The following is a 21,726-nucleotide window of genomic DNA, read 5'->3' on the forward strand; positions in this document are numbered from 1 at the left end:
TCGGGCCAGGGGATTAGGCGGCCGGATCCAGGCGACGGTTGATGGAGCATCGTGCCGACCGAATCAACCGTGCGCGTGGCGCGTTCTCGTATACAGAGTGGAACGCAGGGCGAAAGGAAAGGAGGTCAGGAATCGATGATAGTTCGGCATGGGGCCGGGGCGTAGGCTGCCCGGCAGACTGCAAAAAATTCCGCTAAATCAAGGCGGTAAATGCCGAACTCTTTTTGTGCAGTGCGAGGATCATAACCCGAATTCGCCTTGCAGGGGAATTATTTTTTTGTCCAGTCCCCAATCAATAGGGTTTTTCCCTTGGTCCACCAGCCAGTCGTTGGTCGCCCGGAAGTGGCCGCAACCTAGAAACGGCACCGGCGGCCTGCGGGCGGAAAGCGGCGAGGGATGGTTGGACATCAGAACCAGATGCCCGCTGTTGTCGGGAAGCAACGACCGTTTGGCTTGCGCATGGGCGCCCCACAGCAGGAAGGCCTTGGGCGAGGGGTCGCGGGCGACCAGCGTAATCAGCGCGTCGGTTACGGTTTCCCAGCCGCGTTTGGCGTGCGAAGCGGGCAACCCATCTTCCACGGTCAGCGCGGTGTTCAGCAGCAGCACGCCCTGGTCCGCCCACGGGCTCAGGTCGTTGCCTTGTGGCACCGGCGTGCCGGGGAATTCCTGCGCGATCTCGTTGAAGATGTTGCGCAGGCTGGGCGGGCGCTTGCAGTCGTCGGGCACCGAGAACGCCAGGCCCTGGGCTTGGCCGGGGCCGTGGTACGGGTCTTGTCCCAAGATCACGACGCGCACATCGCACGGCGCCAGCCCGTGCAGCGCCCGGAACGGCGTGGCGGGATAGACGCTGGCGCCCTCGGTCAGGCGTTGTTCGACGTGGGCGGTTATCGCGGCCAGCGCGTCGGCGACGGCGCTGTGCGCGAAAGCGGCGGCCCAGGCGTCGGGTAGTTGCGCCGTCTGGGCGGCAAGGGCGTGGGGAACGAGGCGGTTATCGATCGGCATGGGCGCGATTTTGGCATAGCCGGCCCGACGGAACACGCGGCCCGCCGCCGGAATCAGACCGGCCAACCCGCCTGCCGGTGGGCCGAATCCCAGAACATCCATTCCAGCTGGGCGGCGTGCGTGTAGGCCTGATGCATGGCTTCGAGGGTGTGCGCCGAGGCGGTTTCGGCGGCGCGGTCCACCGAGGCGATCACGGCCCGCACCAACGCATGGAAGTCATCGCCGGCATACGTGTCGATCCATGCCGCATAGGGATTGGGGCGCACCGCATGCGCGTGGATATCGCGGCCGATCTCGGCGTAGATCCAGAAGCACGGCAGCAGCGCCGCCAGCGCCACCGGATACGGCGCGCTCCAGGCGGTGGCGATCAGGAAGCTGGTGTAGTGGTGGCTGGCGGGCGTCAGCGGCGTGGCCTCGAAGGTGGCGGCGTCGATGCCGAATTGCTTCATGAAGCCCGCATGCAGTGAACGTTCGGCCACGACGGCGCCTTTGGCCGCATCCGCGAACTGCACCACGCCGTCGGCGTCATCGGCTTTGGCGGCCGCGATCGCCAGCGCGCGCCCGAATGCGACCAGGTAGTGCGCGTCCTGGATCATGTAGTGCTTGAATGCGTTCTCGTCGAGCTGGCCGCTGGCCAACGCCTGGTTGAACGGCATGTCGCGCGTTTTTTCGTAGAGCGCGGCGTTGCGCGCCCACGCGTCAGAACTGAAAGACATGGGATTCCTTGTATTTGCATGCGGTTATTACGCGCGGTGCTTGCTTGTACCCGCCGTGGCTGATCACGAACCTTCCCGTGGCAGACCACGAACCTTCTTTACCATGTCTGCTTCGCGGATGCGCAATTCGCGGGCCCGCCCGATTTGCCGGCAACCCCGTCCGTGCGGTCGGGCCAGGCCGCCGATCCGACCGCGGCTTGCCGGTAATATCTGACCCGTTGCGGCGGCTGGACCCTTCCAGACGCCTTTTCTTCTTGCAGGCGGTCAGCGTCGTGGCAGCAGATTTCATCCAGTGTTTTTCGGGAGCGGCGGTCCGCGTGGCGTTGTGCGCGGGCGTTCTGCTGGCGGGGGCGCCCGCCCAGGCGGCGCATATCGTGGTGGATACGGGGCACACGCTCAGGCGGCCGGGCGCGACGGGTGCTAGCGGGCGGGTGGAATACCTGTACAACCTGGATGTCAGCAATCTGGTGGCAGCAGATCTACGCGCCGCCGGCGACCGCGTGACCCAGGTGGCGGCCAATGGCGCGGAAGTGGAACTGGGCAAGCGGTCATGGGTGGCGCCAACGGCGGATCTTTTCGTGTCGATTCACCACGATTCGATGCAGCAGCAGTACATCGACGCGGGCCGTCAGCGCGAGTTCGCGGGCTTCGCCGTGTTCGTGTCCGAACGCAATCCCAAGTATGCGCAGAGCCTGCGCTGCGCCCGCGCCATTGCCGAGGCGCTGATCGCAGCCGGGGAAAAGCCCTCGCTGTATCACGCGGAGCCGATCGCCGGCGAAAACCGGCCCTTGATAGACAGCCGCCTGGGCGTGCACCGCTTCGACGGCTTGGCCGTGCTGAAGACGGCGCCCATGCCTGCCGTATTGGTGGAGGTGGGCGTGATCGTGAATCCGGACGAGGAACGCCGGTTGGCCCGCCCTGAAGTCATTCAACGGGCCGCGCGGGCGATCGCACACGGGGCCCGCACCTGCCAGCAGCCCTAGCTCAACGCGGGTTCTGCCGGCGGACTGCTCATGCGCAGCAGCAGGAAGCCGATCACTGCCGAGGCAAGTGATCCTGTCAGCACGCCGATCTTGGTGGCGTCCACCGTAGCCGCATCGGTGAAGGCCAACGCGCCAATGAAGAGGCTCATGGTGAAACCGATGCCGCACAGCAGCGCCACGCCGTATAGCTGCGTGAACGAGGCATGGCGGGGCAGGCTGGCGACGCCTGTTTTGATGGCCAACCAGGCAAAGCCGAACACGCCCAACTGCTTGCCCAGGAACAAGCCCAGCGCCACGCCCAGCGGCACGGGTTGCGTCAGGCTGGCCAAGCCCATGCCGGCAAACGACACGCCGGCGTTGGCAAAGCCGAAGATGGGCACGATGAGCAGGGCCACGGGCTTGTGCAAGACGTGTTCCAGGTCATGCAACGGCGAATGTGCCTCCGGCTTGCCCGCGTTGCGCGGCCGCAGCGGAATCGTTAGCGCTAGCGCCACGCCGGCCAGGGTGGCATGCACGCCGGACTTCAGCACGAAATACCACAGCACGGCGCCGATCACCAGGTACGGGGTCAGCCGCAGCACGCCCGCGCGGTTCAGGCAGAACAGGCAAGCCAGCAAGGCGCCGGCCATGACCAGCGCAAAGACATTCAATTGCGAGGTATAGAACAGCGCGATGATGATGATGGCGCCCAGATCGTCCAGGATCGCCAACGCGGTCAGGAAGATCTTCAGTGACGTCGGCACGCGGCTGCCCAGCAGCGCCAGGATGCCCAGCGCGAAGGCGATGTCGGTGGCTGCGGGGATGGCCCAGCCGCGCAGGGTGTCGGGGCTGCCCAGGTTGATCAGCACGTAGATCAGCGCTGGCGCCGCCATGCCGCCCAGGGCGGCGATGCCGGGCAGGATGATGCGCGCGGCGCCGCGCAATTGGCCGTCCAGCACTTCGCGCTTGATTTCCAACCCCACCAGCAGGAAGAACACGGCCATCAGACCGTCGTTGATCCAGTGCAGCACGGTTTCCTTGAGCACAACGGGACCGGCCTGGAAGCCCAGCTTGGTTCCCAGCACATCGGAGTAGAGCGGCGCGGCCGCACTGTTGGCGATGATCAGCGCGGCCAGGGCGGCGGCCATGAGCACGTAGCCGCCCAGGGCTTCGGATTGCAGGAACGCCTGAAGGAATGAGGGGGGACGGGAATGGGGCGGAACCTGCTGGTTCACTGGGCCTCCTTAGTCATATTTTGTTAACATGGCGGACTGATCCTGAATTTTAGCTGAATAAAATATAAGGGACGGATTTATGCGGCCGAACGTCGGCCATTTTCCCGCAATTGTGGCGAAAAACGGTGGATAGCGATACGGCGCCCAGGCGTCGATTGCGGTAAGTACAGATGACACCCTCCAGGCGCTTCGATTAAATTTCGGAGTACGGTGCCTTTTTGCGTAAATAAATATTTCTAGAAATTCAAGAAGGCGCATTTTCTTGCGCGTTTTGCCTTCCGCTTTCTGCCTTAATTTTGACCAGTTCGTGGCTAGCGACGACGCTTGGCGACAACGGCTAGCACATGACCCTGCCTTCCCTATCCGTCTTGATCTACACGCCCGCTAAGCCCGGCGCCACGAGCCGTCTGGTCGACGTGGGAACGTCGTTGGACGTCCCCGCCTGCCAGCCTTCGCATGGCAGCTATCAGCTCAAGCAGCTGAGGCCCAGCATGCGCCTTTTGACGTGGCAACGCGAGGGGGCGCGCTTTGACCTTTCGCGCAGCGGCGGGATCCGCGTGTGGGCGGGCCGCCAGCTGACGGCGGCCGAGCGCGCACCAGGGGGCGGGCCGCAGCCCGCCGCGCCGTTGGCGCCGGACGACGTCGCTTATCTCGAAGCCTACCTGCTGCTGCAGAACCGCAGTTGGAACAATTTCAACGCCGCAGAGGATCCTTCGCATGACGCATACTCCCGCTGAACCGCACGCTGGCCGCGCCGGCGCCCGTCTGCGCATTTTGCACACCGAGGCGGCCACGTCTTTCGGCGGGCAGGAATTCTGCATTTATAAAGAGATGATCGCCATGCGCGACCGCGGCCATCACCTTGAGCTGGTCTGCCAGCCCGGGGCAGAGCTGGGAGACCGTCTGGCCGAGGCCGGGTTCACCGTCCACCGCATCGTCATGGACGGCGCCGGCAACTTCGTGCGCGGCGTGGCGTTCGTGCGGCGCCTGCTGCGGCAGGGGCGCTTCGACGTGTTGAACACCCACAGCCGCCGTGACACCGTGCTGGCCGCCATGGCCGCGCGCCTGGCCGGCACGTCCTTGATCGTGCGCACGCGTCATCTGGCCAAACCCATCAATTCCCTCTATGCCTATACCTGGCTGGCGCATCGGGTCATCGCCGTCAGCCGCTACGTGCGAAAGCAATTGCTGGACGGTGGGGCGCGGCCAGAGTCGGTCGCCACGATCCACTCCCCGATCGTATTGCCGCATGTACGCGAAGACGCATGCGTGCGCCGTGAACTGGGCCTGCCGCCGGACGCGCTGGTGGTGGGCTGCGTCGCCGTGATGCGGACCGAAAAAGGGCATTGCGACCTGATCGACGCATTCCACCAAGTGTCCGCCCGCTATCCGTCGGCGCACCTGGTCCTGGTGGGCGACGGCATGCCGCTGTTCGATCAACTGCGCGCGAAGGCATCGGCGCTAGGATTGGCGGACCGGGTGCATTTCACCGGCCGCAGGCAGGATATCGGCAATGTGATGATGGCCCTGGACGTGTTCGCCTTGCCGACGCATCGCGAGGCCCTGGGCACCGTGTTCATCGAAGCGGCGGCGATGGGCGTGCCCGTCATCGGCACGGAAGTCGGAGGGGTGCCGGAAACCATGCAGGCCGGCGTGACCGGGTTGCTGGTGCCGCCGCGCGATCCTGCCGCGCTGGCCGCCGCGCTGGAGACGTTGCTGGCGGACCCGGCCATGCGCCGCAGAATGGGCGACGCGGGCCGTGAACGAATTCGGGGCCAAGGCCTGTTTTCCGCCGAACGCTCCGCAGGGCTGGTGGAAGATGCCTACACGCACTGGCTGGCCGAGCGACGCCGGCCCGCGCGTATGGGCTAAGGCCGGATCCGCTGGCCCCGGGGCCAGCATTGAAGGCCGGGGTTCCCGGCGTTCAATGCATGAGCAACGCGTTCATCGCTTCGATCACGCGATTGCGGTAGCGCGGCAGCAGGGCATTCGTGCGTGCCTGCCGGTCGTGCCATTCGGCGGGCTCCGATCCCGCCGCGACACGAGGCGCCGCCCAGATCGGATCGGGAAAATGGCGGTCGCCGCGCCAACGTGGAATGACATGCCAATGCAGGTGCGGCACCATGTTGCCCAGCGAAGCCAGATTGATCTTGTCTGGCGCCAGCACGGCCTGCTGCGCTTCTTCCACCGCGTACACGGCGCGCATCAGCAGGTCGCGCCCATGCGTGGACAGGCTGGTCATTTCCGCCAGATGGGCGTTCCACACGACGCGCGTGAAGCCGGGATAGTCGGCGTCGGCGACTTCGATCACACGCAAGTGCGGACCGCGCCACAGCAGCGTGCCGCCGTCTTCCTGGCACAGGGGACAGTCAGGGTCGCGCGCGCTCAAGCCAGCACCTTGCGATACTGAATGAAGCCGGAGCGGTCCGCGATGCGGTCGTACAACTGCATCGCGGTCGCGTTGGTTTCGTGGGTCAGCCAGTACACCCGGGCGCAATTGTTGGCCGCGGCTTGGGCGTAGACGTGTTCGATCAGCTTGCGGCCCGCGCCCGTGCCGCGCACGTCGGGGTCCACGTACAGGTCTTGCAGATAGCAGTAGTCGCCCGCAGTCCAGGTGGACCGGTGGAAAATCCAGTGCACCATGCCGACAGCCCGGCCGCTTTCATAGGCAAGCGCCGCGTGCATGGGTTCGGCAGGGTCCAGGAAACGGGCCCAGGTGTTGCGGGTGACGGCGTCGTCGATGTTGACGCGGTAGAAGTCCTGATAGCCCTTCCACAAGGGCAGCCAGACTTCGAAGTCGGCGGCGACGACGGGGCGGATTTCGGCGGTGCTCATGGCGCAGGGCCTCCTGTGATGTTCAGAGTTGATTTTCCATCGCTTCGACGACGTGTCGCAGCACTTGCAGGCGAGCGTAGCGCTTGTCGTTGGCGGACACCAGATGCCACGGTGCGTGCGCGACATCGGTGCGGGCCAGCATCTCGTTGGCCGCCGCCGCGTATTCCTTCCATTTGTCGCGGTTGCGCCAGTCGTCGGGCGTAATCTTGAAATTCTTGAAAGGCGATTTCTCGCGCTCTTTGAAGCGCTCCAACTGCACGTCGGCCGTCACGGCCAGCCAGAATTTCAGGACGATCGCGCCGCTTGCCGCGAGTTGTCCCTCGAAGTCGTTGATCTCGGCATACGCGCGGCGCCAGTGGGCGGGCGCGGTCAGCTTCTCGACCCGTTCGACCAGCACGCGGCCGTACCACGAGCGGTCGAAGATCGCGACGCGGCCGTGGCGCGGCAGTTGGCGCCAGAAGCGCCACAGGTAGGGGCGCGACAGCTCGTAGCTGTTTGGCGCGGCCACGGGGGTGATGTCGAACTGCCGCGCGTCCAGCGCGTGGGTCACGCGCCGGATGGCGCCGCCCTTGCCTGCCGCGTCCTGTCCCTCGAACACCAGCACCAGGGAGCGGTCCTGGAATTTCCTGGATCGGGCCGCACGCGCCAGCCGGCCTTGCAGCAAGCCAAGTTCGGACTCGTAGTCGCCTTTGTCGACGCGGGCGTCGTAATCCAGTTCACCCAGACGGTCCACGATGCGGGCAGGCGCGGAATGCGCCATGAACGACTGCGGGATGCGGGGCACGCCGCGCTGGCGCATCGCGGTCAGCACGGCTTCCGCGGTGCGGGCGGAACGCAGGTTCTCGTCGGCGCTGGGGATGATCACCCAGGGCGCGTGGCCGCTGTCGGTATGGTTCACCACGACCTGGCCGCCCGCGCGGATGCGGTCGTATTTCTTGTAGACCTTCAAGTCGACGGGACTGACTTGCCAGGATGTCTCGGGGCTGGCCAGGAGCCGTTGCGCACGGTCCTTTTGCGCCTTTGCCGACAGGTGGAACCACAGTTTGATGATCTGCACGCCCTCCGCGGCCAGCATCGCCTCGAAGCGGCGGATCGCGGCGGCGCGCGCTTCGATGGCCTCGTGATCAGGCTTCTTGCGGGCGGCTTCGATGATCAGCGGCGCATACCAGGAACCGAATACGATGCCGGTGCTGCCCTTGGGCGGCAGGTCTTTCCAATAGCGCCAGAACGGCGGGCGGTCTTGCTCTTCGCCTTCGGGCGGGCCGTATGCCAGTGTCTTGATGTGGCGCGGGTCCATCCATTCGTTCAGCAGGTTGACCGTGGCGCCCTTGCCGGCGCCATCGATCCCGGCGACTACGATCAGCAGCGTCTTGTCCGCTTGTTCAAGACGCCGGTATTGCGCATTGAGCAGGGCCACGCGCAGCCTCGCTTCCAGCGGCTTGAATTCCTCTTTGGAAAGGCTGGGGTCTTTTTCGGCTTCTGCGAACATGGGAGATCCGTCTGATCGGCAATCGGTAGATCGGCCGATCTTGCGGGATAAGCGCCCGGCGCGCAAGTGCGGCGGGCGGTCTCTGGTCAGAGCGCGTCGATGGGGATTTTCAGGTAACGCACGCCATTGTCTTCCGGCGCCGGAAAATGGCCCGCCCGGATATTCACCTGGATGGCGGGCAGGATCAAAGTGGGCATGGAGAGGGTGGCGTCGCGCCGGGTGCGCATCGCAACGAAGTCGGCTTCGCTGATGCCGTCATGAATGTGGATGTTGGCGGCCCGCTGTTCGGTCACCGAGGTCTGCCAATGGGCCTCGCGCGTCGGTGGCGGGTAGTCGTGGCACATGAAGAGCCGCGTGCCGCCGGGCAGGCGCAGCAGCCGCTGGATCGACCGGTACAACTGGTGTGCGTCGCCACCGGGAAAGTCGCAGCGCGCGGTGCCCACGTCCGGCATGAACATCGTGTCGCCCACGAACGCGGCGTCGCCGACCAGATAGGCCATATCGGCCGGCGTGTGTCCCGGCACGTGGATCGCGGTGGCTTCCAGCGCGCCGATGCGAAAGGTCTCGCCATCGGCGAACAGATGGCCGAACTGCGAGCCGTCCAGCTGGAATTCCGGCTCCAGGTTGAAAATCTGCTTGAACACGCCCTGCACGGTGCGGATGCTCTGCCCGATGGCGATGACACCGCCCAACTGTCGTTGCAGGTAAGGGGCGGCGGACAGGTGGTCGGCATGGGCATGCGTTTCAAGCAGCCATTGGACGGTCAGCCCTTGCTCGCCCACATAGGCCGCCACGCGGTCGGCGCTGGTGGTGCTGCTGCGTCCGGACTTGGGGTCGTAGTCCAACACCGAATCGACGATCGCGCAGACGCTGCCATCGTGCACAACGTAAGTGACCGTGGCGGTGACGGGATCGAAGAAGGCTTGTACGTTGGGATTCATGGCCGCCCGCTAATAACAATATATATATTTAAATAATATTGTTTGATAATTTATCCGTCAATATAATGATCCGTTCATGTCCTTCTGTCGATCCGCCTTATGAATGCCGCCCTGACTGATTGCGAACTTGCCGTCTTGCGGGAATCCGCCGCTCAGGCTTGCGCGCTGCTCAAAGCGCTGGCCAACGAAGACCGCTTGCTGCTGTTGTGCCAACTGGTACAGCAAGAACGCAATGTCGGTGAACTGGAATCGCTGACGGGCATCCGCCAACCAACCTTGTCCCAGCAACTGGGCGTGCTGCGCGACGAAGGGCTGGTGACGACGCGCCGCGACGGCAAGTACGTGTACTACCAGATGGCCAGTTTTGAAGTCAGCCAGGTCATGAAGACGTTATCCAGTTTGTACTGCGGCCGCGCCTTGGAGTCACTCGCGTGAGCCTGGACTGGGCGGCCTTCACTCCCGCGCCCGCCACGGCGGGCGGCTTGCTGATCGGCGCCGCCGCCGTGCTGCTGATGGCGGGCGCCGGGCGCATCGCAGGCATTAGCGGCATTCTTGGCGGCTTGCTGCCACCGCAGCGCGACAGCCTGTGGCGCGTGGCGTTCCTGTTGGGCCTGTGCGCGTCGCCCTGGCTGTACCAACTGGGGGCGGCGCTGCCGGCGGTCACCGTGGACGCGGGCACGCCGCGCCTGATCGTCGCCGGCCTGCTGGTGGGCATTGGCACCCGTTTCGCATCGGGCTGCACCAGCGGCCACGGTGTCTGTGGCCTGTCGCGCGGGTCGCGGCGGTCTTTCGCGGCGACGGCCCTGTTCATGGCCGCGGGGTTCGCCACCGTGTACGCCGTGCGGCATCTGGCGGGGGGCTGACATGGGTGCGTTGATTGCCTTTGCATCGGGCCTCGTCTTTGGGCTGGGCCTGATCGTGTCGGGCATGGCCGACCCCGCCAAGGTGCTGGGCTTCCTGGATATTGCCGGCGACTGGGATCCGTCGCTGGGGTTCGTGATGGGCGGCGCGGTGCTGGTCACGACGGCAGGCTTTGCCGTGCTGCGCCGCCGCCGCGCCAGTGCGTCCGGCGAACCGATGCGCTGGCCCACGGCCACCCGCATCGACTTGCGTCTGGCCGCTGGCAGCCTGGCGTTCGGCGCGGGCTGGGGGCTGGCGGGGTTTTGTCCGGGCCCCGCGCTCGTGGCCGCTTCGGCGGGCGTGACCGAGGCGCTGATCTTCGTGGCCGCGATGTTGGCCGGCATGGGGGTATTCTCGGCGTTCGAACACTTCAACAGCCGGTAGACCGGCGCGGAGACAGACATGCCCCAAGCACAGTCAGCAGCACAGGCGTCCGCCGATTTCGACGTGGTGGTGGTGGGCGGGGGCGCGGCCGGCATCGGCGTAACCGCCAGCCTGCTGCGGCGCCGGCCGGACTTGCGCATCGCCGTGATCGAACCCAGCGACAATCACTACTACCAGCCCGCGTGGACGCTGGTGGGCGGCGGCGCGTTCGATGTGAAAAAGACCGTGCGCCCGACCCGCTCGGTGATGCCGTCGCGCGCCACGTGGCTGCACGCGTCGGCAGCGGGATTCGAACCGCAATCGAACCGGGTACGGCTGGCGGACGGCCGCGGTGTGACCTACCAGCAGTTGATTGTGTGCCCCGGCTTGCGGCTGGCCTGGGACAAGATCGACGGCCTGTCCGATGCGCTGGGCAAACACGGGGTCACGTCCAACTACCGCTACGATCTGGCGCCCTACACCTGGGAGTCGGTGTGGTCGATGAAAGAGGGGCAGGCGCTGTTCACCCAGCCCGCCATGCCGATCAAATGCGCGGGCGCGCCGCAAAAGGCCATGTACCTGGCCTGCGACCATTGGCGTCGTACTGGCGTGCTGGGTCGCATGCAGGTCGAATTCGACCTGGCAGGCGCGGCGCTGTTCGGCGTGCCGGCATTTGTGCCGCCGCTGATGCGCTACGTTGAAAGCTATGGCATCGATCTGGCCTTCAACTCTACGTTGGTGGCGGTGGACGGCCCGGCCGGCAAGGCCTGGTTCGACAGGAAGGGCGCCGATGGCGCCGTGTCCCGCGTGGAGAAGTCGTTCGGCATGCTGCATGCGGTGCCGCCGCAAGTGCCGCACGACGTGGTGCGCGACAGCGCGCTGGCGGATGTGGCAGGCTGGTGCGAGGTTGACCCCGGCACCTTGCGTCACGTGCGTTTCGACAATGTGTTTGGCCTGGGCGACGGCATCAGCACCAGCAATGCCAAGACGGCGGCCGCCGCGCGCAAGCAGATCGTCACCGTGGCCGAAAATCTGATCGCCGTGCGCGAAGGCCACGCCATGCCGGTCACCTACGACGGCTATGGCTCATGCCCGTTGACGGTCGAGCGTGGCCGTATCGTGCTGGCCGAGTTCGGCTATGGCGGAAAACTGCTGCCTACGTTCCCGCTGGACCCGACCGTGCCCCGCAAGAGCGCCTGGTTCCTGAAGGCCACGCTACTGCCGTGGATCTACTGGAACGGCATGCTGCGTGGCCGCGAATGGTTGGCGCGGCCGCTGGGCAATTAAGCGCGCGCTACTCGTAGGTGCGCACGTCGTCGATGACTTTGCCGTCATTCGGCAGGCCGTCGGCGTCCACCCATTCCACGTCGGCGCGCAGCTTGGTCACGTCGCGCACCGATTCGGCGATGCGCTGGGACAGGTCTTCGCCGCGCACGCGCGCATCCACCTTCAGCACCATGCGGTCCGATCCGGTGGTGCCGCTGATGACCAGGCGCGCGCGCAGGATTTCAGGATGGCGCCGCACCACGTCGGCGACTTGCGACGGATGCACGAACATGCCGCGCACCTTGGTGGTCTGGTCGGCGCGGCCCATCCAGCCCTTGATGCGCGTGTTGGTGCGCCCGCAAGGCGAGATGCCCGGCATGACCGCCGACAGGTCGCCGGTGCCGAATCGCACCAGCGGATAGTCGGGGTTCAAGGTGGTGACGACCACTTCGCCGACTTCGCCGTCGGGCACGGGTTCGCCGGTGCCGGGGCGCACGATTTCGACGATGATGTCTTCGCCCAGCACCAGCCCTTGGCGGGCGGGCGTCTCGAAGGCAATCATGCCCAGGTCGGCGCTGCCGTAGGCCTGGTAGCCTTCGATGCCACGGGCCGCCAGCCAGTCGCGCAACGATGGCGGGAAGGCCTCGCCGGACACCAGCGCGCGCCGCAGCGAATCCAGCTTCACGCCCAGCTCGTCGGATTTCTCCAGGATGATTTTCAGGAAGCTGGGCGTACCCGTGTAGCCGCTGGGCGCAAGGTCCTGGATGGCGCGCACCTGCTGTTCGGTCTGGCCCGTGCCGCCGGGAAAGACCGTGCATCCCACGGCATGCGCCGCCGTCTCCATCATGGAGCCGGCCGGTGTGAAGTGGTAGGAAAAGCAGTTGTACGCCAGTTCGCCGGCGCGAAAGCCCGCCGCGTACAGGGCGCGCGCGAAGCGCCAGTAGTCGGCGCGCACGCTTTCCGGTTCGTAGATAGGGCCGGGCGAGGCGAAGACGCGCATCGCTTCGCCCCAGCCGATCGCCGAGAAACCGCCAAAGGCCTTGCCGGGGCCGGCGGGTGTCGTCGCATCGTCACGGCTGTGCTGCTGGCGTTCCAGCAGTTCGTGCTTGCGCAGCACGGGCAGCCGGGCCAGCGCCGCGCGCGACGTGATGGTGGCGGGGTCAATGCCGCGAAGCTGCTCGGCGATCGCCGGCGCGCGCGCCATCGCCCGTGTGATCGCGCCGGGCAACGCGGCCATCAGCTCGCGCTCGCGTTGCTCGGGCGCTCGGGTTTCCAGAACATCGAAAAACTCGGACATGGGATCGCACCCTCTCGTGTGCCTTACTGCGGTGTCGTTGCCGGCCGGGCGCCGGTCCACACCGGCGCTGCCGCTCCAGGAATCAGGCCAGCCAGCGTTTGCGGCGGCGATAGAACTTGTTGTCGCGGAAACTCTTTCTTTCGCCGCTGGAAATACCCAGATAGAACTCTTTCACGTCCTCGTTCTGGGCCAGGTCCAGCGCGGCGCCGTCCATCATCACGCGCCCGTTTTCCAGGATGTAGCCGTAGTCGGCATACCGCAGCGCGATGTTGGTGTTCTGCTCGGCCAGCAGGAAGCTCACGCGTTCGCGCTGGTTCAGGTCGCGCACGATCTCGAAAATTTCTTCCACGATCTGCGGGGCCAGGCCCATGGAGGGTTCGTCCAGCAGGATCATGTTGGGGTTGGCCATCAGGGCGCGGCCGATGGCAGTCATCTGTTGTTCGCCGCCCGACGTATAGCCGGACTGGCTGCTGCGGCGCTGCTTCAGACGCGGGAAATACTGGTAGACGCGCTCCAGCGCGGCAGCGGTGTCGCCGCGGCTCATGCTGCGGGTGTAGGCGCCGGTCAGCAGGTTTTCTTCGATGGTGAGGTGGGCGAAGCAATGCCGGCCTTCCATCACCTGCACGACGCCGCGCTTGACCAGTTCCGACGGGGACAGCCTTTCGATGCGCTGGCCGCGGTATTGAATATGGCCCTTGGTAACGTCGCCGCGCTCGCCCTTGAGCAAGTTCGAGATGGCGCGCAACGTGGTGGTCTTGCCTGCGCCGTTGGCGCCCAGCAACGCCACGATCTTGCCTTCGGGCACTTGCAGGGACACGCCCTTGAGCACCAGGATGACGTGGTTGTAGATCACCTCGATCCCGTTCACGTCGAGCAGCACCTTGGGCGCGTCGGCGGCGGGGGAAGCGGCGGGTGCAGCGGTAGAGGCGGCAATTGTTGCAGCGGTCATGACGATTCCTGCGGCGTGGTGGCGGCGGGCGCCGGCAAAGGCGCCCGCCGCCGGTTCACATCAGTTCTCGCAAGTGCGGGGCGTGATGTTCTTTTCCTTGGCGTACTTGGCCGCGGCATCCTTGACCATCGGGTCCAGGATGGTCTTGTCGGCCTGGTACCAGTCGGAGGCAACCTTGAACTTGGCGCCGTCCCACTGCACGATGCGGGCCCAATCGTCGCCCTTGTGGTTGCTGCACGAAGTCTTGACCGGGCGCATGATCTGGCCAAAGCCCAGCTTGTCCAGTTTCTCTTGCGTCAGGTTCAGGTTCTCGAAGCCCCAGCGGACCTGCTCGGGCGTCAATGCCTTGCCCTTGCCGTACTTCTCTTGCGCCGTGCGGATCGCTTCCACTTGCAGCATCGAGATCATCATGCCGCGCGTGTGGGCGATGGTGCCCAGCGTGTTCTTGGCCGTCTTGTCCGAGCCCTGGCCCTTGTCGTAGACGAACTTCTTCAGGTCGTCATAGACCTTGTCGTGCTCGGCGCCGCTGTTGTGCACGGTGATGGCGTTGTAGCCCTTGGCGACATCGCCCAGGTCTTTCACGTCGCCTTCGGAGCCCGCCCACCAGATGGCGTACATCTTGTCGCGCGGGTAGCCGCTGGCCTGCGCTTCGCGGATGGCGGTGGGCGTCATGATGCCCGCGCTCCACAGCAGCACATAGGCCGGGCGTGCCTGGCGGATTTGCAGCCAGGTGGACTTTTGCTCGACGCCCGGCGCGGTCACCGGATACAGCACCAGTTCGAAGCCTTCCTTGGCGGCGCGCTTCTGCAGCAGCGGAATCGGTTCCTTGCCATAGGGCGAGTCGTGGTAGACCAGGGCGATCTTCTTGCCCTTGAGCTTATCCATGCCGCCTTCTTTCTTGGCGATGTCCTGGATCATCACGTCGGCCGCGGTCCAGTATGTGCCCAAGAGGGGGAAGTTCCATTCGAACACGCTGCCATCGACCGATTGCGACAGGCCGTAGCCCATCGTTTCGACGGGCACCTTGTCGACCATGGCCTTGTCGCTGACCGCGAATGTGATGCCGGTGGACTGGGTGTCGAAGCCCGAGGCCCCCGTGCCCTTGCCCTTCAGGCGTTCATAGCATTCCACGCCGCGGTCGGTGGCGTAGGCGGTCTCGCATTCTTCATACGTGATCTTGACGCCGTTGACGCCGCCGTCGCGCTCGTTGACCAGCTTCAGGTAATCCAGCTTGCCATCGGCCCACGGAATGCCCAGCGGCGCGAACGACCCGGTGCGGTACACCAGCAACGGAACGAACTGCTCTTCGGCCGCCATTGCCGGCGTGGCCACGGCGCCGATGGCGCCGGCTGCGGCCACCAGGGCTGCCGCCAACTTCAGGTTAAGACGCTTCATCTCCATTTACCTCCTGCGTGGTGTTTGGGGCAATAAACCCTGGGACACCGGGATTGGCCCGGTCTTGAGCCGGGTATTCAGGATGTGGATCACGGCACTTTTGCCGCCGCGATCCGCAGAAATCAATGCGAAATCAATTCAAGGCAATGCGCCCCTTCAGTGGGGGAACGGCCAGATGCGCAGCTTTTCTTTGCCGATGCTCCACAGCCGCGCCAGCCCGTGCGGTTCGGCGATCAGGAAGAACACGATCAGCGCGCCGAACACCATGTGCTCGATGTGCGCGGCGGTGTCCACCGACAGCGGAATGCCCAGCGCGTGCGGGATGTTCGACAGCGCCACCGGCACCAGCACGATGAAGGCCGCGCCGAAAAAGCTGCCGATGATCGAACCCAGCCCGCCGATGATCACCATGAACAGCAGCTGGAACGAACGCGTCAGGTCGAAGGCCAGCGGTTCCCACGAACCCAGATGGATGTAGCCCCACAAGGCGCCGGCCACGCCGACAATGAATGAACTGACCGCGAACGCCGTCAGCTTGGCGTACATGGGCCGGATGCCGATGACGGAGGCCGCCACGTCCATGTCGCGGATCGCCATCCATTGGCGGCCGATGGCGCCGCGCACCAGGTTCTTGGCCAGCAGGCTGAAGATCACCACCAGGATCAGCACGAACAGGTACTTTTCCATCGCCGATTGCACGGGCAGGCCGAAGGCCGTCAGGGGGGGCACCGACACGTTGCCCGACGACGAATAGTTGGTGAAGAACGGGATGCGCAGGAATGCCCAGTCCACGAAGAACTGCGCGGCCAGCGTGGCCACGGCCAGGTACAGCCCGCGGATGCGCAGGCTGGGAATGCCGAAGATCACACCCACGATGGTGGCGAAGCACCCGCCCAGCAAGATCTGGGCAACCAGCGGCATGCCGGGGAACCGCACGCCGAAGTTCCAGGCCGCATACGCGCCCACCGCCATGAAGGCGCCGGTACCCAGCGAGATCTGGCCGCAATAGCCGACCAGGATGTTCAGGCCCACCGCAGCCAGCGACAGGATCAGGAACGGGATCAGGATGGCGCGCAGCAGGTAGTCGGACGACAGCGCCGGCACGGCGATGAACGCCACCGCCAGCAGCAGCCAGATGAAAATGCGGTCTTGGCGGATCGGAAAGATCTGCTGGTCGGCCCGGTAGCTGGTCTTGAATTGGCCGTTTTCGCGATAGAACATGTTTTTATCCTAGAGGGCCTGGTGTTTACACGCGGTCGATGATCTTCTCGCCGAACAGCCCTTGCGGACGGAACAGCAGGAACACCAGCGCCAGCACATAGGCGAACCAGATTTCGATACCGCCGCCCACGAGCGACCCCAGATAAACCTCGGACAGCTTTTCGCCCACGCCGATGATCAGGCCGCCCAGGATGGCGCCCGGCACCGACGTCAGCCCGCCCAGGATCACGACCGGCAACGCACGCAGCGCCGCGGTGGACAGCGTGAACTGCACACCGAACTTGGATCCCCAGATAATGCCCGCCACCAGCGCAACCAGGCCTGCCACGCACCACACGATCACCCAGATGCGGTTCAACGGGATGCCGATGGATTGCGCGGCCTGGTGATCGTCGGCCACCGCGCGCAGCGCGCGGCCGGTGGAGGTGTACTGGAAGAACAGCGCCAGCGTGGCCACCAGCAACGCCGCGATGACCGCCGCCGTCAGGTCTTCCAGGTTGATCAGCAACCCCCCTTCGAAGACCGTGTCCAGGATCATCATCGGATCCTTCGGCATGCCCACGTTGATGGAATACACCGAGCTGCCAAACGTGATCTGGCCCAGGCCGTCAAGGAAGTAGCTGATGCCCAGCGTGGCCATCAGCAAGGTCGTGGCTTCCTGGTTGACCAGGTGGCGCAGCACGAAGCGCTCGATGGCGACGGCCAGCAGGAACATCACGATGGCGCTGACGATGAACGCCAGCACGTTCGCCAGGATCATGTTGTCAAAGCCGAGCCAGCGCGGTATCCACTCCGAGAAGCGCGCCATGGACAAGGCGGCGACCAGCACCATCGCGCCCTGCGCGAAGTTGAAGACGCCCGATGCCTTGAAGATCAGCACGAAGCCCAGGCCGATCAGCGCATACATCATGCCGCTCATCAAGCCGCCGAATAAGGTCTCTAGAAAAAATCCCATGTCTGTCCGCCTTAGTGCGACACGCCGAGGTAGGCTTTGATGACGTCTTCGTTCGCGCGGACTTCGTCCGGGCGGCCGTCGCCGATCTTCTTGCCGTAGTCCAGCACCACCACGCGGTCGGAAATATCCATGACCACGCCCATGTCGTGCTCGATCAGCACGATCGTCGTGCCGAATTCGTCGTTCACATCCAGGATGAAGCGGCTCATGTCCTGCTTCTCCTCGATGTTCATGCCGGCCATCGGCTCGTCCAGCAGCAGCAGGCGCGGCTCCATCGCCAGCGCGCGGCCCAGGTCCACGCGCTTTTGCAGGCCGTAGGGCAGGCGTCCTACCGGTGTCTTGCGATAGGCCTGGATTTCCAGGAAGTCGACGATGTTCTCGACGAATTCCCGATGCCGGGTTTCTTCGCGCTCGGCCGGCCCCAGGCGGAACGCCTGCGATAGCAGCCCGCACTTCATGCGCAGGTTGCGGCCCGTCATGATGTTGTCCAGCACGCTCATGCCCTTGAACAGGGCCAGGTTCTGGAACGTGCGCGCGATGCCCATTTCGGCGGCGCGGCGCGGATTCATCTTCGAGAAGCGCTCGCCCCGGAACGCGATGCCGCCTTGCTGCGGCGTGTAGACGCCGTTGATGACGTTCAGCATCGAACTCTTGCCCGCGCCGTTGGGGCCGATGATGGCGCGGATCTCGTGCTCGCGCACATTGAAGGAAATATCCGTCAGCGCCTTGACGCCGCCAAAGGACAGGGAGATGTTCTGCATGTCCAGCATGACGTCGCCGATACGCTGGTCGCGGTCGTTGTTGCTCATGATCTCTACGCGGCCTTGGCAGTGATGGCGGGGAACGTCTTGACGGGGCGGATCTTCAGGTCGGCCGAGATCTTGCCGGAGCGTCCGTCTTCGAACTTCACTTCGGTCTCGATGAACTGCGACGGCTTGCCGCCGAACAGCGCGTCGATCAGCACGCCGTACTTCTGCGCGATGAAGGCGCGGCGCACTTTGCGCGTGCGCGTCAGTTCGTCGTCGTCCGGGTCCAGTTCTTTATGCAGGATCAGGAAACGGCTGACTTGCGAGGCCGACAGCTTCGGGTCGGTGGCCAGATCGGCGTTGACCTGTTCGACGCATTCCGCGATCAGCTGGTAGACCTCGTCCTTGGCGGCCAGGTCGGTGTAGCCAGCGTAGGGCAGCCCGCGCCGCTCGGCCCAGTTGCCCACGGCTTCCAGGTCGATGTTGATGAACGCGCACACGTCTTCGCGGTCGGCGCCGAAGGCCACGGCTTCCTTGATGTGCGGGAAGAACTTCAGCTTGTTCTCGATGTACTTGGGCGCGAACAGGCTGCCATTGGCCAACTTGCCGACATCCTTGGCGCGGTCGATGATCTTCAACTGGCCATCGGTGTCCAGATAGCCCGCGTCGCCCGTGTGGAACCAGCCGTCGGCGCTGCGCGCCTCGGCCGTGGCGTCGGGGTTGCGGTAGTACTCCTTGAAGAGGCCCGGGCTTTTGACCAGGATCTCGCCGTTGTCCGCCACCCGGATCTCGACGCCGGCCACGGGCGGGCCAACGGTGTCGTCGCGCACGTGGCCGTCGGGCTGCACGCAGACGAACACGGACGTTTCGGTCGAACCGTACAACTGCTTCAGGTTGATGCCGATAGAGCGGTAGAACACAAAAAGATCGGGGCCGATGGCTTCGCCGGCGGTGTAGGCCACGCGCACGCGGCTCATGCCCAGCGCATTGCGCAGCGGACCGTAGATCAGCGCGTTGCCCAGCGCGTAGCGCAGGCGGTCCCAGGCGTTGACGGATTCACCGTCCAGGATCTTCGTGCCGACGCGGCGCGCCAGGTTCATGCAGGCGCCGAACAGTTTGCGCTTGATGAAACCCGCGTCTTCCATGCGGATCATCACGTGGGTCAGCAGGCCTTCCAGCACGCGCGGCGGCGCGAAATAGTAGGTCGGCCCGATGTCGCGCATGTCGATCGAGACGGTGTCGGGCGATTCGGGATGGTTCACGGTAAAGCCCGTGACCAGCAGTTGCGTGTACGAGAACATGTTCTGGCCGATCCATGCGGGCGGCAGGTATGCCAGCACGTCCTCCTGGTCGGTCAGCTTTTCCATGTCGGACACCGCACGCGCGCGGTCGATCAGCGCATGGTGCGTCAGCACCACGCCCTTGGGTTTGCCGGTGGTGCCCGACGTATAAAACATGGCGGCCGGGTCGTGCGGCTGCACGGCGGCGATGGCGTGGGAAAGGTAATCGGGATGTTGGGCCGCGTATTCCTGGCCCCGCGTTTCCAGCTGTTCATAAGACAACAGCATGGGGTCCGAGTAATGGCGCAGGCCGCGTGGATCATCGAACACCACGTGCTGCAAGGCCGGGCACTGCTCGCGCACTTCCAGCATCTTGTCGACCTGTTCCTGGTCTTCCACGACGGCCACGCTGATCTCGGCGTCTTGCAGCACGTAGACCATCTCTTGCGCGACGGCATCCTGGTAGAGCGGCACGGGGATCGCGCCCAGCGACTGCGCCGCCATCATCGCCATATACAGGCGTGGCCGGTTTTCTCCGATGACGGCCACGTGCATGCCGGGCCGGATGCCCAGCGAGGCCAAGCCGTTGGCCACATGGCGGACATGCGCGGCCACGTCGGACCACGTAAGGGTTTGCCAGATCCCCAGATCTTTCTCACGTATCGCGGGCCGCGACCCGCGAACTTCGGCATGCGCAAACAGCAGCGCTGGAAAGGTGTCCAGCGCTGCCGGCACCTGTGCAGATGCGGGCGATGAATGTGCCACGTTGTCTCCTCCGGTTTGGGCACATCGCGCCGAACCCCGCGGGAGCGGCAGTGGCGATGAAGGGCTTGACCAGTTGGTTTTAGATTTACGGCAGGAGTTAAGGTATAAGGTTGGGTTGCTACCAACTGTCACCATCGCGACATTCAAGGAACTTTTAGGGTATTCCCGATGCAGCTAGCCGACTCCCTGCAACTTGCCGCCGCCTGGTTTCGCTTGCTTAATGCGGAACAGCAGACGCGCGTCGAGCGGGACCTGACCGTGCAGCAAGTCGTTGCCGGATCGATCATAGAGCGCAAAGGCGAACTCGCCCAGGCTTGGATCGGCGTATTGGCAGGGCTGGTCAAGGTATCGGTTGGCAATGCCGAGGGCAAGGTCGCCTCGCTGACCGGCGTGCCCGCCGGCGGGTGGATCGGCGAAGGGTCGTTGTTGAAGCGCGAAGTCCGCAAGTACGACATCGTCGCGCTGCGTGATTCGGTGGTGGCGCGCCTGCCCGCGCCCACATTCGACTGGTTGCTGGACACCAGCATCCCGTTCAACCGCTATCTGCTCCATCAATTGAACGAGCGGGTGGCGCAGTTCATCGGCAAGGCGGAGTACGACCGACTGCTGGATCCCGACGCCCGCGTGGCGCGCTGTCTGGCCGAACTCTTCAACCCATTGCTGTATCCCGGCATGGGGATGCGGCTGACGATTACGCAAGAAGAAGTCGGCTATCTGGCCCGGGTATCCCGCCAGCGCGCGAACCAGGCGTTGCGCAAGCTGGAAGAGGCCGGCCTGCTGAATGTGGAATACGGCGCCGTCCGGGTGCTGGATCTTGAAGGCCTGAAACTGTACGGGTCCGACCGCAGCACGGTCGAGGGCGAACAGACGGCCTGATCCGAAAAGCGCCGAAAAAAAAACTTGACGATACATAGTGCGCTATTTAATATTGCGCAATGAAATCAAGATCCAAACTCAAAGGCGCTGTTAATCCGCTGCTGCTGGACAGCCAGCTGTGCTTCGCGCTGTACTCGACGTCGCTGGCGATGAGCAAGGTGTACCGCAAGCTGCTGCGCGGGTTGGACCTGACCTATCCGCAGTATCTGGTGATGCTGGTGCTGTGGGAAGGCGACGAGATTACGGTGACGGATATCGGCGACCGCCTGTTCCTGGATTCCGCGACGCTGACGCCGCTCTTGAAGCGCCTGGAAGCTGCGGGACGGGTCAGCAGAAAGCGTGCCGTGGATGACGAGCGCCAGGTGATCGTGTCGCTGACCCAGCAAGGGCGAGATCTGCGCGAGCAGGCGGAATCCGTCCCGCATGCCATCGCGGGCGCCGCGCAGTGCACGCTGGATGAGGCGCAGGGCATGATGAAGACGCTGCATGCGCTGCGAGAGAAGTTGGTCGGCAGTCTTTGAAGAAAGGAGTGA

23 protein-coding genes are annotated in these 21,726 nt (G+C 64.8%); 9 read left to right on the plus strand and 14 right to left on the minus strand.

The features are described from left to right. Positions 1 to 240: 240 nt before the first annotated feature. Positions 241 to 1,002: a uracil-DNA glycosylase gene (locus ACI0FO_RS13110; protein WP_416027224.1), complete on the minus strand. Its 762-nt coding sequence runs from the start codon at positions 1,000 to 1,002 to the stop codon at positions 241 to 243. A gap of 53 nt (positions 1,003 to 1,055) precedes the next feature. Continuing rightward, a complete protein-coding gene (gene tenA, locus ACI0FO_RS13115) occupies positions 1,056 to 1,718 on the minus strand; it encodes a thiaminase II (RefSeq protein ID WP_416027226.1) in 663 nt (220 codons plus the stop codon). Positions 1,719 to 1,990: 272 nt separating this feature from the next. Between tenA and ACI0FO_RS13120 the strand changes: the two genes are divergently transcribed. Then, positions 1,991 to 2,701, plus strand: a complete 711-nt coding sequence (locus tag ACI0FO_RS13120; RefSeq protein ID WP_416027228.1) for an N-acetylmuramoyl-L-alanine amidase family protein — start codon at positions 1,991 to 1,993, stop codon at positions 2,699 to 2,701. Here the strand turns inward: ACI0FO_RS13120 and nhaA are convergent. Beyond that, positions 2,698 to 3,915 carry a Na+/H+ antiporter NhaA gene (gene nhaA / locus ACI0FO_RS13125; RefSeq protein ID WP_416027230.1) on the minus strand — a complete coding sequence of 406 codons (1,218 nt, stop codon included), beginning with the start codon at positions 3,913 to 3,915 and terminating at the stop codon, positions 2,698 to 2,700. The two genes, ACI0FO_RS13120 and nhaA, sit on opposite strands and share 4 nt — an antisense overlap. Positions 3,916 to 4,259: 344 nt before the next feature. Here nhaA and ACI0FO_RS13130 point away from each other — a divergent pair, with 344 nt between their 5' ends. Further along, positions 4,260 to 4,652 carry a hydrogenase gene (locus ACI0FO_RS13130; protein WP_416027232.1) on the plus strand — a complete coding sequence of 131 codons (393 nt, stop codon included), beginning with the start codon at positions 4,260 to 4,262 and terminating at the stop codon, positions 4,650 to 4,652. Then, positions 4,633 to 5,787 (plus strand): glycosyltransferase, encoded by a 1,155-nt coding sequence (locus tag ACI0FO_RS13135; RefSeq protein WP_416027234.1) that lies wholly within the window; start codon positions 4,633 to 4,635, stop codon positions 5,785 to 5,787. Before ACI0FO_RS13130 ends, ACI0FO_RS13135 begins: the two co-directional genes overlap by 20 nt. Positions 5,788 to 5,839: 52 nt before the next feature. Here the strand turns inward: ACI0FO_RS13135 and ACI0FO_RS13140 are convergent, their stop codons facing one another. The 4 genes from ACI0FO_RS13140 to ACI0FO_RS13155 form a co-directional block, all read right to left on the minus strand. Further along, complete coding sequence (locus ACI0FO_RS13140; protein ID WP_416027235.1) at positions 5,840 to 6,304, minus strand: HIT family protein; 465 nt, start codon at positions 6,302 to 6,304, stop codon at positions 5,840 to 5,842. Continuing rightward, complete coding sequence (locus ACI0FO_RS13145) at positions 6,301 to 6,750, minus strand: GNAT family N-acetyltransferase (protein ID WP_416027237.1); 450 nt, start codon at positions 6,748 to 6,750, stop codon at positions 6,301 to 6,303. Before ACI0FO_RS13145 ends, ACI0FO_RS13140 begins: the two co-directional genes overlap by 4 nt. A gap of 22 nt (positions 6,751 to 6,772) precedes the next feature. Then, the gene (gene pap / locus ACI0FO_RS13150; protein ID WP_416027239.1) at positions 6,773 to 8,239 is read right to left on the minus strand and encodes a polyphosphate:AMP phosphotransferase; all 1,467 of its coding nucleotides are present in this window, start codon (positions 8,237 to 8,239) and stop codon (positions 6,773 to 6,775) included. Positions 8,240 to 8,325: 86 nt separating this feature from the next. Further along, positions 8,326 to 9,180 carry an MBL fold metallo-hydrolase gene (locus ACI0FO_RS13155; RefSeq protein ID WP_416027241.1) on the minus strand — a complete coding sequence of 285 codons (855 nt, stop codon included), beginning with the start codon at positions 9,178 to 9,180 and terminating at the stop codon, positions 8,326 to 8,328. A gap of 99 nt (positions 9,181 to 9,279) precedes the next feature. On the opposite strand from ACI0FO_RS13155, the gene ACI0FO_RS13160 reads away from it, so the two are divergent. The 4 genes from ACI0FO_RS13160 to ACI0FO_RS13175 are packed head-to-tail and all read left to right on the plus strand — an operon-like array spanning position 9,280 to position 11,730. Next, positions 9,280 to 9,615: an ArsR/SmtB family transcription factor gene (locus tag ACI0FO_RS13160; protein WP_416027243.1), complete on the plus strand. Its 336-nt coding sequence runs from the start codon at positions 9,280 to 9,282 to the stop codon at positions 9,613 to 9,615. Then, positions 9,612 to 10,043: a YeeE/YedE family protein gene (locus tag ACI0FO_RS13165; RefSeq protein ID WP_416027245.1), complete on the plus strand. Its 432-nt coding sequence runs from the start codon at positions 9,612 to 9,614 to the stop codon at positions 10,041 to 10,043. The genes ACI0FO_RS13160 and ACI0FO_RS13165 overlap by 4 nt, the downstream gene beginning before the upstream one ends. 1 nt (position 10,044) lies before the next feature. Beyond that, positions 10,045 to 10,464 carry a DUF6691 family protein gene (locus ACI0FO_RS13170; RefSeq protein ID WP_416027247.1) on the plus strand — a complete coding sequence of 140 codons (420 nt, stop codon included), beginning with the start codon at positions 10,045 to 10,047 and terminating at the stop codon, positions 10,462 to 10,464. Positions 10,465 to 10,482: 18 nt separating this feature from the next. Continuing rightward, positions 10,483 to 11,730: an NAD(P)/FAD-dependent oxidoreductase gene (locus ACI0FO_RS13175; RefSeq protein WP_416027248.1), complete on the plus strand. Its 1,248-nt coding sequence runs from the start codon at positions 10,483 to 10,485 to the stop codon at positions 11,728 to 11,730. 7 nt (positions 11,731 to 11,737) lie between these two features. Here the strand turns inward: ACI0FO_RS13175 and ACI0FO_RS13180 are convergent, their stop codons facing one another. The 7 genes from ACI0FO_RS13180 to ACI0FO_RS13210 form a co-directional block, all read right to left on the minus strand. Beyond that, positions 11,738 to 13,006, minus strand: a complete 1,269-nt coding sequence (locus ACI0FO_RS13180; RefSeq protein ID WP_416027250.1) for a phenylacetate--CoA ligase family protein — start codon at positions 13,004 to 13,006, stop codon at positions 11,738 to 11,740. A gap of 82 nt (positions 13,007 to 13,088) precedes the next feature. Beyond that, positions 13,089 to 13,955, minus strand: coding sequence for an ABC transporter ATP-binding protein (locus ACI0FO_RS13185; protein ID WP_416027252.1), 867 nt, complete (start codon positions 13,953 to 13,955; stop codon positions 13,089 to 13,091). A 60-nt stretch (positions 13,956 to 14,015) separates the two neighbouring features. Continuing rightward, a complete protein-coding gene (locus ACI0FO_RS13190; RefSeq protein WP_416027253.1) occupies positions 14,016 to 15,356 on the minus strand; it encodes an ABC transporter substrate-binding protein in 1,341 nt (446 codons plus the stop codon). Positions 15,357 to 15,506: 150 nt separating this feature from the next. Continuing rightward, positions 15,507 to 16,571: a branched-chain amino acid ABC transporter permease gene (locus tag ACI0FO_RS13195; RefSeq protein ID WP_105555868.1), complete on the minus strand. Its 1,065-nt coding sequence runs from the start codon at positions 16,569 to 16,571 to the stop codon at positions 15,507 to 15,509. Between the two features lie 25 nt (positions 16,572 to 16,596). Then, positions 16,597 to 17,526, minus strand: coding sequence for a branched-chain amino acid ABC transporter permease (locus tag ACI0FO_RS13200; protein WP_416027255.1), 930 nt, complete (start codon positions 17,524 to 17,526; stop codon positions 16,597 to 16,599). Positions 17,527 to 17,537: 11 nt separating this feature from the next. Beyond that, positions 17,538 to 18,335, minus strand: a complete 798-nt coding sequence (locus tag ACI0FO_RS13205; protein ID WP_169272591.1) for an ABC transporter ATP-binding protein — start codon at positions 18,333 to 18,335, stop codon at positions 17,538 to 17,540. Positions 18,336 to 18,340: 5 nt separating this feature from the next. Next, positions 18,341 to 20,317, minus strand: coding sequence for an AMP-dependent synthetase/ligase (locus tag ACI0FO_RS13210; RefSeq protein ID WP_416027257.1), 1,977 nt, complete (start codon positions 20,315 to 20,317; stop codon positions 18,341 to 18,343). Between the two features lie 168 nt (positions 20,318 to 20,485). On the opposite strand from ACI0FO_RS13210, the gene ACI0FO_RS13215 reads away from it, so the two are divergent. After that, positions 20,486 to 21,193 carry a Crp/Fnr family transcriptional regulator gene (locus ACI0FO_RS13215; RefSeq protein WP_416027259.1) on the plus strand — a complete coding sequence of 236 codons (708 nt, stop codon included), beginning with the start codon at positions 20,486 to 20,488 and terminating at the stop codon, positions 21,191 to 21,193. A 59-nt stretch (positions 21,194 to 21,252) separates the two neighbouring features. Further along, the gene (locus tag ACI0FO_RS13220) at positions 21,253 to 21,714 is read left to right on the plus strand and encodes a MarR family winged helix-turn-helix transcriptional regulator (protein ID WP_416027261.1); all 462 of its coding nucleotides are present in this window, start codon (positions 21,253 to 21,255) and stop codon (positions 21,712 to 21,714) included. Positions 21,715 to 21,726: the final 12 nt, after the last annotated feature.

Origin of the sequence: Achromobacter marplatensis (assembly GCF_049060505.1) — a bacterium.
In the GTDB taxonomy this organism is placed as follows: Bacteria; Pseudomonadota; Gammaproteobacteria; order Burkholderiales; family Burkholderiaceae_B; genus Achromobacter; species Achromobacter marplatensis_A.